Below are 15,233 nucleotides of genomic sequence, written 5' to 3'. Positions count from 1 at the left end.
GTATACGAGGAGAAAATCAATGACATTTTCTGAAAGATGTGTAAATAAACCGGTAACGACCATACTTGTGTTCGTCCTGATGATTATTTTGGGAACATTCTGTACGACACAGTTGCCGGTAGATATGTTCCCGGACATGGACTTGCCTTATATGCTCGTCTACACGACCTACAACGGAGCAGGCCCTGAAGAAGTTGAATCAAGCCTTACTTCAACGCTCGAAAGCTCACTTTCAGGCGTTTCGGGACTCAAAAAAATTCAGTCACGCTCAATGGCCGGCGTAAGCCTCGTAATCCTGGAATTCAACTACGGAACGAGCATGGACGCGGCAGGAGGCGACGTTCGCGACAAAATCGATATGGTGCGGAACTACCTGCCAGAAGATTCGGAGTCACCAATTACGATAAAAATGGATCCTTCCATGATGCCGATTATGAACCTCGCGCTCCGTGGAAGCCGAACGCCAGAGGAACTCCGAGCACTGGCAGAAAATACGATTGAATCTCGCCTTGAGCAGATTGACGGTATCGCTTCAGCAAACGTCTCGGGAGGTCGTGAAAATTCTATCAATGTTGACATTCCGCGAGACCGACTCGAAGCTTACGGACTCACAATCAGTTCTGTAGCACAAATGATTGGTGCGCAGAACGTACAGAGTTCGGGCGGAACGATTACCAGCGGCGACAAAAACTATACGATTAAAAATGACGGTAAATTCAAGTCACTCGAAGATTTAAAGAACACCGTAATTTCGTACAAAGTTGGCGAAACGAACGCAATGAGAACAATCCGCTTGCGCGATATTGCCGACGTTTACGACGGATACAAGGACGAGTCAACACTCGCCTACCTCGACGGCTCTCCATGTGTAATGATAAGCCTTCAAAAACAGTCTGGAAAAAACTCCGTTCAGGCGGCAAAGAACGTAAGAAAAGTTCTGACTCAGCTCAAACACGAACTTCCTTCCGACGTTGAGATTATCGAAACATCAAACACGACCGACATCATCTCGCAGACAATCATGGAAGTTGTAATGTCGGTAATTCAGGGTGCGGCTCTCGCAATCGCGGTTCTCTTTATCTTCTTGCGCTCACTAAAATCAACTTTGATTGTTGGTGCGTCAATCCCGATTTCGGTAATGATTACGCTTTTGTGCATGTACCTCAACAATCTTTCTATTAACCAGATTTCCATGGCCGGACTTCTCCTTGGTATCGGTATGCTCGTAGACAACTCGATTGTAGTCCTCGAAAATATCTACTCGTACATCGAACGAGACACAAAACCACGCGTGGCGGCGGTTCTCGGCTCTCAGGAGATGATTTCTTCTATTACAAGTTCCACTTTAACGTCGGTCTGTATCTTCCTTCCGATGCTTGTCTTTAAGAAAAAGCTCGGTCTCATGGGACAAATGTTCAACGACGTTGCATGGACCATCATCTTCTCGCTCATGTCTTCGCTTATTGTGGCTATGGCACTCGTTCCGGTTCTCTGCGCAACGACAGTAAAAAAGACAAAAATTTCGAATCAGTCTGGATTTGTATACGGAATCAACCGCTGGTTCAACAACTTTTTTGACAAACTTGACGAAAAATATGCGAATGGCGTAAAGTTCGTTCTTCATCACAAACTGATTTCTATTCTGTTTGTAATCGTACTTTTCTTCGCTTCTATTTTTGCCGTAAAACTCGTAGGATTCATCTTTATGCCAGATTCAGCATCCAACTCGGTTGCCGTTCAGTTCACGCTCCCGCAGGGAACAAGGCTCGAAATTACCGAAGATACGATGCGAGAATTCGAGCAGATGGCTTTGCAGGAACTTACGGGCGTAAAATACTCTACGGTAAGCGTCGGCGGCACGAGCATGATTTCTTCTGCGGCCGAAACAAACACGGGAACCGTTACGTTCACGCTTTACGAGCCTAAAAACCGACAGAAAGGCTGGGACAACGAAAAATCGGCAAAGGAAAAGCTGCGAAAATACTTCTCCCAGTTCCCTGGAGCTGACCTTTCATTTGCGGCGAACGCAAACAGCGCATCAAGCGGCGGAAACAAGATTTCTGTAAACGTAAAGAGCGACGACCTTAAAAACGTTATAGAAACTTCAAGAGCCGTAGAGGACTTCCTAAAATACAAAATGACAGACTGGGTTACGGAAGTTGCTTCCGACCTTGAAGACGGTCTTCCGCAGGCAGAGATTATTTTTGACCGCGACAGAATGCAAGAATTCGGCTTGAACGTTTACACGGTCGGCTCCGAAATCGCGGGCGTAATCAACGGTACAACGGCAAGCCGATACACAAAGAACGGCGATGACATTAACGTTGTTGTGCGCATTTCAAAGAAAGACCGCGCAAAACTCAACGATTTGGAATCGATTTCTGTAATCAGCTCAACAGGTCAGCGAATTCCGCTCTCAAGCTTCGCGCATTACAGCGAAACAACCGCACCTGTAACGATTTACCGCGAAAATCAGGCGCGAATCATTCACATTACAGCAAATCCTGTGGACGGACTTTCCCTCGGCGACGTTCAGGCAGAAGTTCAGAAGCAGATTGCAAACAATATCATGCTGGAGGATGGCGTCTCAATTAACTACACGGGTGCTATGGCAGATATGATGGAAGCGTTCGTAAACTTCGGAATGATTATCATTCTTGCGGCGTTCCTCGTATTTATCGTAATGGCTTCGCAGTTCGAGTCACTTCTCGACCCGTTCATCGTCATCTTTACGATTCCGCTATCGTTCATCGGTGTCGTCGCAATTTACTGGATTTCAGGAAACATGCTCAACGTCGTAACGATTATCGGTATGCTCGTTCTGGTCGGAACTATCGTAAATAACGGTATCGTTCTCGTAGACTACACGAACCTTCTGCGAAAACGCGGCTACGAACTTGAGGAAGCTTGTATTCAGGCGGCAAGAAACCGACTTCGCCCAATTCTCATGTCAACTTTGACGACGGTTATTTCCCTTGCCCCAATGGCATTCTTCCCAGGCGAAGGCTCTACGAACATGCAGCCAATCTCGCTCACGGTATTCGGCGGTATGACGTTCGGTTCAGTAATGACGCTGTTCCTCATGCCTTCAATCTACTTTATTTTCAATAACCGACGATTGAAGAAAGCTGCAAAGCGTGCGGCAAAAGCCAAGGAAAAATCTCTCAAAGAATATCAGCGAGAACTAAAAAGAGCGAACAAACTTTACGAAAAAGACCGTGGAGCTGGAATTTAGGGGAGGATGATATGAGTTATTTGGAATCGATAAAACAACATGCAGGCGCGCAAAAAAGAGTCGAGATTATTTTTTCCCAGGCTCTTGAAGAAGATTTTATTCAGCTTTTTAAAGAAAAAAAAGTTGCGGCGCGATACACCAAAATGCGCGGCGTTATGGGTGCAGGCTACTCTAACCCGCGTTTAGGCGATGCAATTTGGCCTCAGCTCAACATGATGTACATAATTTATTGCGACGAAGAAGATTGCAAAACGATAGTTTCGATTGTAGAGCAACTCCGCGAGCAATACATTGGCGAAGGCATCGCGTGCTTCGTAAGCGAATCGACTGAAGTATAGGTGTAAAAATCTGGGGGCGTCCGTTTCGGCGTTTCAAAAAAATGATGATGACCGTAATAGGTATCCGACTCCCTTCGGTCGCGAACGGTCAAAATCATTTTTTGCCTCGCCTACACTTCCGCCCCCAGATTTTTTATCGACCCTCAAAGTCGCTTCACAACTCGGTTTGGGAAATTTTAGTTCTTTTGCAGGCTGACGTTAGTTTCAATTCCGCATTCCGCATTCCTAATTATCTTACCCGTGCAGGATATTCAATTTTATAAGACCCTCGTACACGAGCTGAATCGAAAGGGCGGCAAGAATCAGACCCATTATTTTTTCCAGAACGAACATACCTGTCGTGCCGATTAGGCGGATTAAAAGACCGCCCGAACGCATCGTTGCATATTGAATCACAAGGCTTACAATCAGCGCGCCAACCGTAATTCCAAGACGAATCAAGCTAAAATCCCCGCTGGCAATCGTAAAAATCACCGTAGTAATCATGCCAGGGCCGGCAATCAGCGGAATCGCAAGCGGAAAAACAGCGAGCATCATCGTGTCCTGCGGCTCAATGCTAGACTCAGGAGTCTGGCGGCTCCGCGGCTTACTCTGAATCATTTCGTAAGCAATCGTAAAAAACAAAATTCCGCCAGAAATATAAAACGCACCAGCAGAAATGCCAAAAAATCCCAAAAGAACTTTTCCGAGCACACCAAAAACAAAAAGAACAACACCTGCAACGATAATGGCTTTTTTTAAAATCAGATTGCGGGTTTTTGTGTCAAAATCCCCGGTCAACGCAAAAAACGGCGGAATATTTCCGATCGGATCCATAATGATAACAAAGGTGAATAAAATTTTTAGAAAATCATTAAAATACTGCATAAGAAGCAAGTCTACACTTTTAAAATCGATTGTTCCACAACTTACAGACAACAATTTTGCGAGTCAGAAATTGCAATTTTTCAGATTACAAACGCACTAAAGAAAATATCAATTTTAAACTTAATTTAATATTATTAAAACATTTTTCTTCCGATGAATTTCCAAGACTTAAAAAAAAATTGATTTTTACTATTTTCAGTCTTAAAATTTATGCAAGACTGAATATATATATTTAAAGATATTGGTGGAGGATATATGAAACAGAAAAACGGCAAGCTTTTCCTTTTTATTGGAGGCTTGCTCACAATAATCATTATCATACTGAATCTTGGTCAACTTTTTTTTGTAACTAATTCCGCAAAAACTGAAGTGCAGAACCAAACAAAATCAGACTACAAGGAACTTGCAAAATCCTATTCAAATATTATAAAAACCGAAATTGAAAAATATCTAACGGGACTTGATTTTTACGTAAATGCGCAAATTCTCAAAGAAACAGACGATGTAGATGAAATCGTGGACTGGCTACGCTCAAACGCAGACAACAGAAGTTCTCTTTACAATTATGTGGCTTTCGTAGACACAGAAGCAAACTTTTATTCAGATACTGGCAATTTAACAAACATAAAAGAGCGCGATTATTTTCAGGCGATAATGAATAACGGAGCGTCTGAATTCATCGATAACCCTGTAACCGCAAAAACAACCGGAAAAACAGTAGTGCACATTTGCCGCAAACTAAAAAGCTCCAGCAAAGTGAACGGATTTTTCTGCGGAGTCGTGGACATTTCAAACATCACGCCAATTATCGCAGACATTGACCTCGGAAACCGCGGCTACGCAGTAATGTTCGGAAGTAGCGGCGAAGTTATAACCACAAGCACAGAGATAATCGCATTAAAAGCAGAACTTGAGAGCCTTAAAAACAGTGATGCGGCAAGTTATGCAAAAATCGAGTCAACTTTCGGTTCAACAGAACCGATTATGACCAAATTCTACAACACTAAAAGAAAACGTCAGGTCATTTTCTCCACTCCGATTCAAAACGTTCCGTGGGGACTAGTTCTCATTCTTGACGAAGCGACAATTAACTCTGCGTCAAAAACAGTCGCATGGAAACTCGGCTTTTCAAGCATCACAATCACGATTGCAATCATTCTGATTTCGGCTTTCATCATTTTTAAGAGCATAAAGCCAATCGGAATCGTAGAAAAAACAATCCGAGGAATCGCAACGGGCGACGCAGACCTTACAAAGAGAATCCACGTGAACACGAACAACGAAATCGGCCGTGTCGTAGACGGCTTCAATCTCTTTGCCGAAAAATTGCAGACGATTATCACGACGATGAAGGATTCCAAAGAACAGCTCGTAAACGTCGGTCAGCTTTTGCAGGATTCAACTTCGGACACAACAAATTCAATTGCAGAAATCATCACAAACATAAGCACAATGAGCGACCAAGTTACCGTACAAACGGATTCCGTTCATCAGACTGCGGGTGCCGTAAACGAGATTGCCTCAAATATCGAATCGCTCAACCACATGATTGAGTCACAAGTTTCTGCAGTAACGCAAGCGTCCGCAGCCGTTGAGCAGATGATTGGAAACATCAATGCGGTAAACAGTTCCGTTCAAAAAATGGGCAAATCGTTCGAAGAACTTGAACAAAAGGCAATCATTGGAGTTCAAAGGCAGAATGACGTAAACGGAATAATTGACGAAATCGAAAAACAAAGCCAAATGTTGCAGGAAGCCAATACCGTTATTTCGGGAATCGCGGAACAGACAAACCTTCTCGCGATGAACGCGGCAATCGAAGCGGCACACGCGGGAGAAGCCGGCAAGGGATTCAGCGTAGTTGCAGACGAAATTCGAAAGCTTTCGGAGGATTCAAGTTCACAATCCCAAACAATCGGTATTCAGCTTTCAAAAATCATGCAATCCATTGAGTCTATCGTTGGCGCGTCGCAAATTGCCACAGATGCGTTCAGCGAAGTTTCGAGCGGAATTAATTCAACCACGAACCTTGTCCGTGAGATTACTAACGCAATGCTTGAACAGAACGAAGGCTCAAAACAGATTGTGCAGGCTCTTAACAGCATGAACGACACTTCGAACGAAGTAAAAACCGCTTCTTTTGAAATGTCAGAAGGTAATAAAGCGATTCTTGAAGAAATCAAAAATCTTCAGGACGCAACGTTCTCGATTAAAGACGGAATGGATGTAATGTCGAACGGAGCAAGAAAAATCAACGAAACCGGTGCGGCACTCGCAACTCTTTCCGAGCAAATCCAGTCTTCAATCGAAACAATCGGAGTGCAAGTAGACCAGTTCAAGGTAAAATAGGAAACGCTGCAAGCTGACTTTGCGAATATAAGTTAACTTGATGCGTTTCCCGCAAGTTTTTCTGACGAAAAAACTTGCGCTTTGGTGGGGGCTCTTTCAAAGGTTTCCAAGTTGCCGCGACAAGCGCAGCGGCGACTTGGAGGCTTGGTTTTATTGCTCAGCGCGCCGCGAGCAATTTGAGATTGAAGTTGAGTTTTTGCGTTTAAGGAAACGCTACAAGTTAGCTTTTGGAGTTTAAATTTTCTTGTGCGTTTCCCGCACAATTTTTTCTAGCGAAAAAATTGGCGTGTTGGGTGGGTCATCTGGCACGGGCTTCCAAGTCACCGCGACAAGCACGGCGGTGACTTGGAGGTTTGGTTTTATTGCTCAGCGCGTCGCGAGCAATTTTAGGAATCCGGTGGTTGTGCCATTCACAGCATATCGGTTTTAGCGATTCGCCGAAACCAGCATTTTTTACAGCCTATAATTTCGGGCAGCTGCACGAAATATAGATAAATTCACGAAAAGTCGCACTCCTCCTCGCGGCTTTTCGTGAGCCTTTTTCAAATTTTAATTCTTCTCAAGTCGGAATTCTTCAAATTTTCAATTGTACATTCTTTTCAGAACTACTCATAATCAAAACACTTAAAAAGCAAAAAAAATTCAAATCAAAAAGTTAACAAAATTCCACGCACCAACAACAATGAGGAATTGTAGATGCAAGATTTTTTTGCGACCGAACAACAACAACTTGATTGCTTAACAAAAGTTTTTACACGCGAAGCCATAAACGAATTTTCTAACTCCCTGATTTCTAAAAAAGATCCGTTCAGCATAATGATTCTGGATATCGACAATTTTAAATACGTGAACGACACTTACGGGCATTCCGCGGGTGATTTTGTGCTTAAAGAAATCGTCCAGCGGACACAATCCGTCATAAAAGGAATCGGAAAAATCGGCAGATACGGCGGAGATGAATTTTTAATCGTCTTTCCAAACATCATAAATTATGATGCCGTTTGGACAACTTGCCGCACCATAACTCAGGCCATAAGCAAAACGCCATTCGCGCTGCCAGAAAATTTAGTTTTGACGGAAGAAAATTTCGCCAACAAAAATCAGCGGGAAATTTTTATAACAGTTACAATCGGAGTCGCACGCTTTCCAGAAGACGCGGATTCATACGAACAGATTATGGAAACCGCAGACAAAGCACTTTACCGCGGAAAAATCAAAGGACGAAACTGCTTTATAATTTATCTTCCCGAAAAGCACAAAAATATCGTACTTAAAAAAGATAGCGAAAATATTCTTAGCTCAATGAACCTTCACAACAAGGTTTTTCAAATTTTGACGCAGAAAAAAAATCTTGAAGAAAATATTTCGGAACTGCTGATTTTTTTGAGTTCATATTACATGTACGACAATATCTGCATTCAAAGAAACGGAAAATTGGACTTCCAAAAAATTCACAAACTCTCAAAATTCTCGGATTTTGCACCAATCGAGCCAGAGCTGATTGTAAGAGAAATGGCGGGAACGAATGATTTTTTCTATTTGAATCAGCGGGATTATCTTTTAAAGTCGAATCATGTTGATTTGCACGACGAATTAGAAAATCAGCACGTGTCGTCAACTTTCTTCTGCAAAATCTGCTATCAGGACTGCGAGTTTGGCTATTTGCGCGCAGATTCATGCCACACACGAATTTGGCAATACGACGACATGGACATTTTGATTACGAGCGCAAAGTTGATTGGAGTTTTGATGGGACTTTCTGAAATTCACGAGAGAATTCTGCTAAAAAGTTAAAAAATTCTCTTAATTCATTCTTAAATTTTTCTATTTTCATCTTGAATAAAACTACTTAAACATTTAGAATTGCATGCAACATGACAGATTTAATAAAAGAATTTTTAGATACAGAACAAATCGAATCGCTTTCAACGCTTCTAAAATCTGATAATGCAGCGGAGCTTCAAAAGTCTTCTGCATTAATCGCACAAGGCTTTGGTGCTGGCTACGACTTTAATGCCGCCGAAGATGAATCGAAGTTGCTTACGAGTTTTAAGAAGAATCTTACGCTCTTAATCCAGAAAACTTGGGTTGAGGAATTTGATATTTCCTTAAAGGAGCAGGTTCTTTATAAGCTTGACCAATATGTTGCCCGCACAGAAGAAAAAAAATGGTCAGAAGCGTATGCGACGTTCATTCAGATTATTACGGACGTGATTTATTTGATGTTCGGAAATCAGTCAAAAAGTGAGGAATTTACGAACTACGCTCTCCGAATCGACCCGGAATTCGGCGTATTCTGCTGGTACGTAAAAAGCCTTCCGAACGCAAATATTTGGTCTGAAGAAAAGAACAGAATAATTCAGTTGCTCGGAATCTTTTTCTTGGCAAATTTCTAATATTTTTTGAAAACGGACATGGAGCTTGCAGAAATGTCCGTTTATTTTTTTTGTGAACAAAGCAAGCTCATTCACAGCCCAAAACGCACGCAAATGGAATTAAAAAATCTTACTGACAAATTAAAAAACGCTTCAAAAGAACTTATTCTTCACACCGCAGAGCAGAAAAATGCAGCCCTAAGTGCAGTGGCAAACGCAATTAACGCTCACCGAGAAGAAATCATTGCCGCAAACAAAAAAGACTTGGACGCATCCCGTGCAAAAGGCATGAGCGACGCACTTCTTGAACGCATGATGATTGACTCAAAGCGCGTGGACGGAATCATTGAGAGCATGAAAATCGTAATCTCGCAGAACGACCCGATTGGCGAAGTGGTTGCCGGCTGGAACGCCCCAAAGGGAATGAACATCAAACAGGTGCGAGTTCCGCTCGGCGTTGTGGCGATTATTTACGAAAGCCGCCCGAACGTTACGGTTGACGCTTTCTGCCTTGCATACAAAAGCGGAAATGCGATTCTTTTGAGAGGTTCTTCGAATGCCCAAAATTCCAACGTTGCGCTCGTAAAGGCAATAAAAGAAGGGCTTAAAAATGCCGGCGAAAACGGTGTTCCAGATGCGATTGAACTGTGCCTTCCACAGGCGAACCATGCCGACGTGGACGAAATTCTTTCGGCACGCGGAAAAATTGACTGCGTTCTTCCGAGAGGAGGCGCAAATCTCATTCAGCATGTTGTTAAAAACGCAAAAATTCCTGTAATCGAAACCGGGGCCGGTGTGTGCCATCTTTTTGTGGATGAATCGGCAGACCTTAAAAAGGCGGCAAAAATCGCCGAGAACGCAAAAATCCAGCGTCCTGGTGCCTGCAACGCAATTGAATGTATTCTGCTTCACGAAAAAATTGCAGAAAATTTCTTGCCGATGCTCGAAAAGCAACTGGCAGGACGGGTTGAGCTTCGATGCGACGAAAAATCTTACGAAATCTTCAATAAACTCAAAATCAGTTCAGAAAATCTTGCAGACCGAAAAATCGTAAAAGCCAGCGAAAGTGATTTTGGATTTGAATTCCTTGATTTTATTTGCGCGGTAAAAATCGTTCGTGACGTGAACGAGGCAATTGAATACATAAATGCCCACTCAACGAAGCACTCCGAATGCATTTGCACTGAACTACGCGCAAACGCACGGGCTTTTCAGCAGAAAGTTGACAGTGCCTGCGTTTACGTGAACGTTTCAACTCGCTTTACCGACGGCGGAGAATTCGGTTTTGGCGCGGAAGTAGGAATCTCAACGCAAAAACTTCATGCCCGCGGACCAATGGGCATTAAAGCACTTACAACCACGAAATTCCTGATTGACGGCGACGGACAAGTGCGATAAAAACTGTCACGTCTAATAGCTCTTGAAGGAATCGCACGAAAAAAAACGCAATTCCTGCAAGAGTTTTCTAAAAATAACTTTTAATGTTTTCAACATGTCTGTAAAATAAATGTAATATGACAATTCAGGAAGCAATAAAATCTTCACGCAAGATAGTGATAAAAATCGGGTCTAACACGCTCGCAAAGGCAGACGGAACGCAAAACGTTGAATTCATGCAGAATTTTGCTCGGCAATGCAAAAACCTAATCGACATGGGAAAGAGCGTCGTTGTGGTTTCATCTGGGGCACAGGTTTCCGGCGTTTCAACGCTCAAAGAATGGGCTAGAAAAAAGGACGTGCACTTTAGGCAGGCTCTCGCCTCAATCGGGCAAGTTGAGCTTATGACGCAGTGGCGAAGCGCGTTCGGCGAATACGGCTTGCACGTGGGGCAATTGCTTTTTACGAAAGATGATTTTGAAGACAATCACCGTTCACTCAACATTCGGAACACGATTTTTACGCTGGTTGACGAAGGCGTAGTTCCAATCATAAACGAAAATGACTCCGTTTCCACCGATGAGTTCGCAATCGGAGACAACGACAATCTTTCGGCACTCACGGCGATTTTGTGGAGCGCAGACCTTTTAATTCTTTTTAGCGACATTGACGGAATTTACACCGACAATCCAAAGACAAATCCTGACGCAAAATTGATAGAAATCGTTGATGATATCATGGCTTTGCGCAAAAATATAAAAATCGGCGAAACAAATTCGTTCGGAACCGGAGGAATTGAGACTAAAATCCAGGCGGCTGAAAAAACCACCGTTTATGGGATTCCGCTTCTCTTGGCTAACGGCGGACGCGAAAACATTTTGGACAATCTGGCAAGCGGAGAGGCAAAAGGCACTCTCTTTACGACTGAATAAAAGACGGCTCTAAACCAAAAAAAAGGCAGGTAAAAAATGGAAAAAATCGGATTTATCGGAATGGGAAACATGGCACAGGCACTGTGCGGGGGATTTATAAAATCTGGCAAGATTGAAAAGTCTTCTATTTATGCTTATGCGCCAAACCAAAAAAAACTAAATGAAAATGCAAAAAAATTCGGTTTTATTCCTTGCGAGTCTTTAAAAGAGGTGGTGCGCAATTCAAAAACCATCATAATGGCATGTAAACCGTACCAAATTGAAGGAGTACTTGCCGAAATCAAGGGTGAGCTGAACGAAAAATCACTTCTCTCAATCGCGCTCGGCTGGAATTTTGAGAAATACTCCAAATTTTTGGACAAATCAACAAGAATTCAGTTCATCATGCCAAATACACCCGCAATGGTTGGCGAGGGAGTTTTTCTTTTTGAAAAAACAAATTCTCTGTCTGAAGATGAACGAAAAGACGTGATGGACTTGTTCGCTTCCCTCGGTGTGGTTGAGGAGCTTTCGGACAATCTTATGGGAATTGGAGGCGCGATAACTGGTTGCGGTCCTGCGTTCGTGGACTTGCTCATCGAGGCATATTCTGACGCGGCGGTAAAATACGGTATTCCGCGAGCAATGGCGTACAAACTCGTGAGCCAGACAGTTTTAGGAACGGCAAAATTGCAGCTTGAAACAGGCGAACATCCTGGAGTCCTAAAAGACAACGTTTGTTCCCCGGCAGGTTCTACGATTCGCGGCGTTACTCAGCTCGAAAAATGCGGTTTAAGAACAGCTTGCATTCAGTCTATTGATGCGATTATGGAGCGATAATTACAAAAAAGGAGGAGTTAAAAATGAAAAAATTAGGTCTGGTGGGCGGAACAGGCCCGACTTCAACACTGCTTTATTACAAAGGTATCACTTCCATAGTTCACAAAAAAATGGGACGTCTCCCGAACATCAACATTGAGAGTTTGAGTGCGTTCGACATTCTGGATTTTTCCAACGAAGTGAATCACAATCACCTTGCCGAATACCTGCTAAGTTCGTTCAAAATCTTAAAGGCCGCCGGCTGCGAAATAGGTGCGCTCACAGGCCTTACTCCTCACATCGTACTTTCTAAAATCAGAGAACTTTCGCCAGTAAAAATCGTGAGCATAATCGACACTACAATGGATTACGTGGACAAAATAAAAGTGCAGAAGGTTGGGCTTATCGGAACAATTCCTACAATGCGAGGAAAATTTTTTAGGGAAGCGTTCGAAGAACACGGAATTCAGGTTATTACGCCAGAAAATGATGACATGTACACAATCGAAACCATTATCGAAAAGGAACTCGGAAACGGAATTATCAACGAAAAATCTCAAAAAGAACTTTTAAAAATCGTGGAAAAAATGCAGGACAAGCACCAAATAGATTCGCTGGTGCTCGGTTCAACGGAACTTCCGCTGCTTTTTAAGAAAACTCATCCAGAACTGACGGTAATCGATGCGATGCAGATTCACGCCAACGTTCTGGCCGAAATGATTATGTCGTAAACGGATTCGGAAGGGCGCCAAATAATGAAGTTATTGGCCCCCATGTAAAATTCTTTAAAAACTTCGCTCTTTTAACAAACATATTCAAAAAGTTTAGGTTTTCTCAAAAAGCATCCAAATTTTAAGTTTTTCGAGATACCCTGAAGTTTTTCAAAGTTCCCCTAATTTCTGAATCTGTTTGTCTTTAGACTTTAGGATTGCAAGCGCTCTTTTAATTCAGAAATTTTGTTAAAAATCGGCTGACGATTATTTCCGTTATAACGGTCGCACAATCCCTTCAATTCCAAAAGCTCACTTTGCAGCGCGGTAAGTTTTTCTATTGGCAATTTAGACGGAGTATATTCAATAAGAACGCTACCGGTCTGCAAGTTATGCTCAATATTTTTTACCGCTTCATGCCACTCGATTGCAGAACGCAACGCTGCAGAGATTTCAGCATCTTTTAAAACTGCATCACGCAATCTGATTCTTCCAGGAAAAAAGCTTGAAATATTCATTTACCATCCTCTCAGTTTTCAATATTAGGAATAAGCGGACGCATTGCGCTCATACTTATTGCAACTGTAGAGCCATTATGCAAAAGAGCTGCCGTTGATGAAGAAATTGTGCCAGCAAGCCCCAACGCGATAAGACTCGTGTTGATTCCTATAATCATTGCGTTATTGCCACGGATTCGTTCCATAAGTTTAAGCCCAATAAGCCTCAATTCAGGAAGTGAATCAAGCCCGTTATCCGGCAGAAGAATGTCTGCCGTCTGGGAAGCAATTTGAGAAGCAGCCCCCATCGCAATGCCAACGTCTGCCACAGAAAGTGCCGGTGCATCATTTATTCCGTCACCAACCATCACAACTTTATGGCCCTCTGCCTGCATTTTCTTTATGTATTCAACTTTTGAATCAGGAAGTGCCTGTGAAATGTACTTATCAATTCCAGCCTTTTTTGCAATGATTCGGGCTGTGTTTTCCCCATCTCCAGTAATCATCACAATATTTTTTACGCCCAACGCTCGCAGTCTTGCCACAGCCTTTACAGACTCTTCCCGAATCGGGTCATCTATAACAATTATTCCTGCAAGTTCATCTCCAATAGAAAAATACAGTAGCGAAGAACCTGTTTCTGAATATTCAGAAATCACTTTTTCGGCTTCTTTTGGGCATTTTATTTTTTCATCATCAAAAATAAAGTGCGCGCTTCCAATACGAAGTTTTTCTTCTCCCAGAGAAGAAGCGATTCCATGGGCAAGAACATAATCCACTTTTGCATGTTCTTCAATATGGTCAATTCCGCGGTCAGCGGCTTCTCTCACAACCGCACGAGCCAACGAATGCGGAAAGTGCTCTTCAAGACAAGCCGCAAGTTTTAAGACTTCGTTTTCCGTTCTGTTTCCAAATGGAATTACCGCTGAAACTTTCGGCATCGATTCGGTAAGAGTTCCTGTTTTGTCAAAAATGAACGTATCGGCTTTTGCGAGTTCTTCAAGATATTTTCCGCCCTTTGCCATGATTCCGCATTTTGCGCTGTCGCGCATTGCTGAAAGAACACAAATTGGTGCGGAAAGCTTCATTGCACAAGAATAATCAACCAAAAGTGTTGAAGCCGCCTTTGCAAAATTTCTTGTCGTAAGAAATGTAAGCCCCGCAAGGAGAAAATTGTATCGCACAAGACGATCCGCAATGCGTTCTGCCCGTACTTGAGAAGCGGCCTTTAATTCTTGAGAGCGGTCTATAAGAGAAACAATTTTGTTTACACGAGTTTCGCCACCGACGGCTTTTACAGAAATCCTAATTTCACCTTCTTCTACGATTGTGGAAGCAAAAACAGCAGTTCCAGCACGCTTTTCGACCAAAAGCGATTCCCCTGTCATTGACGCCTGGTTTACCATGCCTTCGCCAGCGACAACTTCGCCGTCAAAGTAACTGAAAGCCGGTCCAGCCAGCACTTTTTCGCGAGGGCGAAAAGCAAAACAAAACTTCTAAATTGCGGCATTCCTTCCCGCCGCGATTCGGAAACACCTGCAAACTCCCCCACCAGAGCGACAGTTTTCCTAAGAAAACTGTCAGGAAACGCACAAGTGAACTTGAATTCTCAAAGTCAACTTATAGCGTTTCCATAAACGCACAAATAGGCTTATATTCAAAAAACTCAACTTACAGCGTTTCCTTAAACGCACAAAACACTTTCTCGCCGGGCGAAAAAGTAAAACTCCACCTCTGAATCGCGGCATTCCTTCC

At 42.9% G+C, this 15,233-nt stretch carries 12 protein-coding genes; 9 read left to right on the top strand and 3 right to left on the bottom strand.

What is annotated here, in order from left to right; genetic code table 11:
- Positions 1-19 precede the first annotated feature (19 nt).
- The gene (locus JI65_RS15125) at positions 20-3,235 is read left to right on the top strand and encodes an efflux RND transporter permease subunit (protein ID WP_191017999.1); all 3,216 of its coding nucleotides are present in this window, start codon (positions 20-22) and stop codon (positions 3,233-3,235) included.
- An 11-nt stretch (positions 3,236-3,246) separates the two neighbouring features.
- Positions 3,247-3,573, top strand: coding sequence for a PG0541 family transporter-associated protein (locus tag JI65_RS15120; protein ID WP_191017998.1), 327 nt, complete (start codon positions 3,247-3,249; stop codon positions 3,571-3,573).
- 234 nt (positions 3,574-3,807) lie between these two features.
- On the opposite strand, the gene JI65_RS15115 is transcribed toward JI65_RS15120, so the two are convergent.
- Positions 3,808-4,440: a MarC family protein gene (locus JI65_RS15115; protein WP_191017997.1), complete on the bottom strand. Its 633-nt coding sequence runs from the start codon at positions 4,438-4,440 to the stop codon at positions 3,808-3,810.
- A 255-nt stretch (positions 4,441-4,695) separates the two neighbouring features.
- Here JI65_RS15115 and JI65_RS15110 point away from each other — a divergent pair, with 255 nt between their 5' ends.
- The 7 genes from JI65_RS15110 (at position 4,696) to JI65_RS15080 (ending at position 13,002) form a co-directional block, all read left to right on the top strand.
- A complete protein-coding gene (locus JI65_RS15110) occupies positions 4,696-6,789 on the top strand; it encodes a methyl-accepting chemotaxis protein (protein WP_191017996.1) in 2,094 nt (697 codons plus the stop codon).
- A 696-nt stretch (positions 6,790-7,485) separates the two neighbouring features.
- A complete protein-coding gene (locus tag JI65_RS15105) occupies positions 7,486-8,583 on the top strand; it encodes a GGDEF domain-containing protein (RefSeq protein ID WP_191017995.1) in 1,098 nt (365 codons plus the stop codon).
- A gap of 80 nt (positions 8,584-8,663) precedes the next feature.
- Positions 8,664-9,185 (top strand): hypothetical protein, encoded by a 522-nt coding sequence (locus JI65_RS15100; RefSeq protein WP_191017994.1) that lies wholly within the window; start codon positions 8,664-8,666, stop codon positions 9,183-9,185.
- A 93-nt stretch (positions 9,186-9,278) separates the two neighbouring features.
- The gene (locus JI65_RS15095; RefSeq protein ID WP_242457269.1) at positions 9,279-10,562 is read left to right on the top strand and encodes a glutamate-5-semialdehyde dehydrogenase; all 1,284 of its coding nucleotides are present in this window, start codon (positions 9,279-9,281) and stop codon (positions 10,560-10,562) included.
- A gap of 116 nt (positions 10,563-10,678) precedes the next feature.
- On the top strand, positions 10,679-11,473 hold the full coding sequence (gene proB / locus JI65_RS15090) for a glutamate 5-kinase (RefSeq protein WP_191017992.1): 795 nt from the start codon (positions 10,679-10,681) through the stop codon (positions 11,471-11,473).
- 36 nt (positions 11,474-11,509) lie between these two features.
- Entirely contained in the window at positions 11,510-12,292 is a 783-nt protein-coding gene (gene proC, locus JI65_RS15085; RefSeq protein ID WP_191017991.1) for a pyrroline-5-carboxylate reductase, read from the top strand.
- A 23-nt stretch (positions 12,293-12,315) separates the two neighbouring features.
- Positions 12,316-13,002 carry an aspartate/glutamate racemase family protein gene (locus tag JI65_RS15080; RefSeq protein WP_191017990.1) on the top strand — a complete coding sequence of 229 codons (687 nt, stop codon included), beginning with the start codon at positions 12,316-12,318 and terminating at the stop codon, positions 13,000-13,002.
- Positions 13,003-13,193: 191 nt separating this feature from the next.
- On the opposite strand, the gene JI65_RS15075 is transcribed toward JI65_RS15080, so the two are convergent.
- Together JI65_RS15075 and JI65_RS15070 are read right to left on the bottom strand one after the other, a co-directional pair.
- Positions 13,194-13,499, bottom strand: coding sequence for an HMA2 domain-containing protein (locus tag JI65_RS15075; protein WP_191017989.1), 306 nt, complete (start codon positions 13,497-13,499; stop codon positions 13,194-13,196).
- Between the two features lie 11 nt (positions 13,500-13,510).
- The gene (locus tag JI65_RS15070; protein WP_191017988.1) at positions 13,511-14,941 is read right to left on the bottom strand and encodes a heavy metal translocating P-type ATPase; all 1,431 of its coding nucleotides are present in this window, start codon (positions 14,939-14,941) and stop codon (positions 13,511-13,513) included.
- Between the last annotated feature and the right edge of the window lie 292 nt (positions 14,942-15,233).

Source organism: Treponema zioleckii, assembly GCF_014737315.1.
Lineage (GTDB): Bacteria > Spirochaetota > Spirochaetia > Treponematales > Treponemataceae > Treponema_D > Treponema_D zioleckii.
The sequence above is the reverse complement of the archived record's forward strand: the minus strand, read 5'-3'. Positions and strand labels throughout refer to the sequence as shown.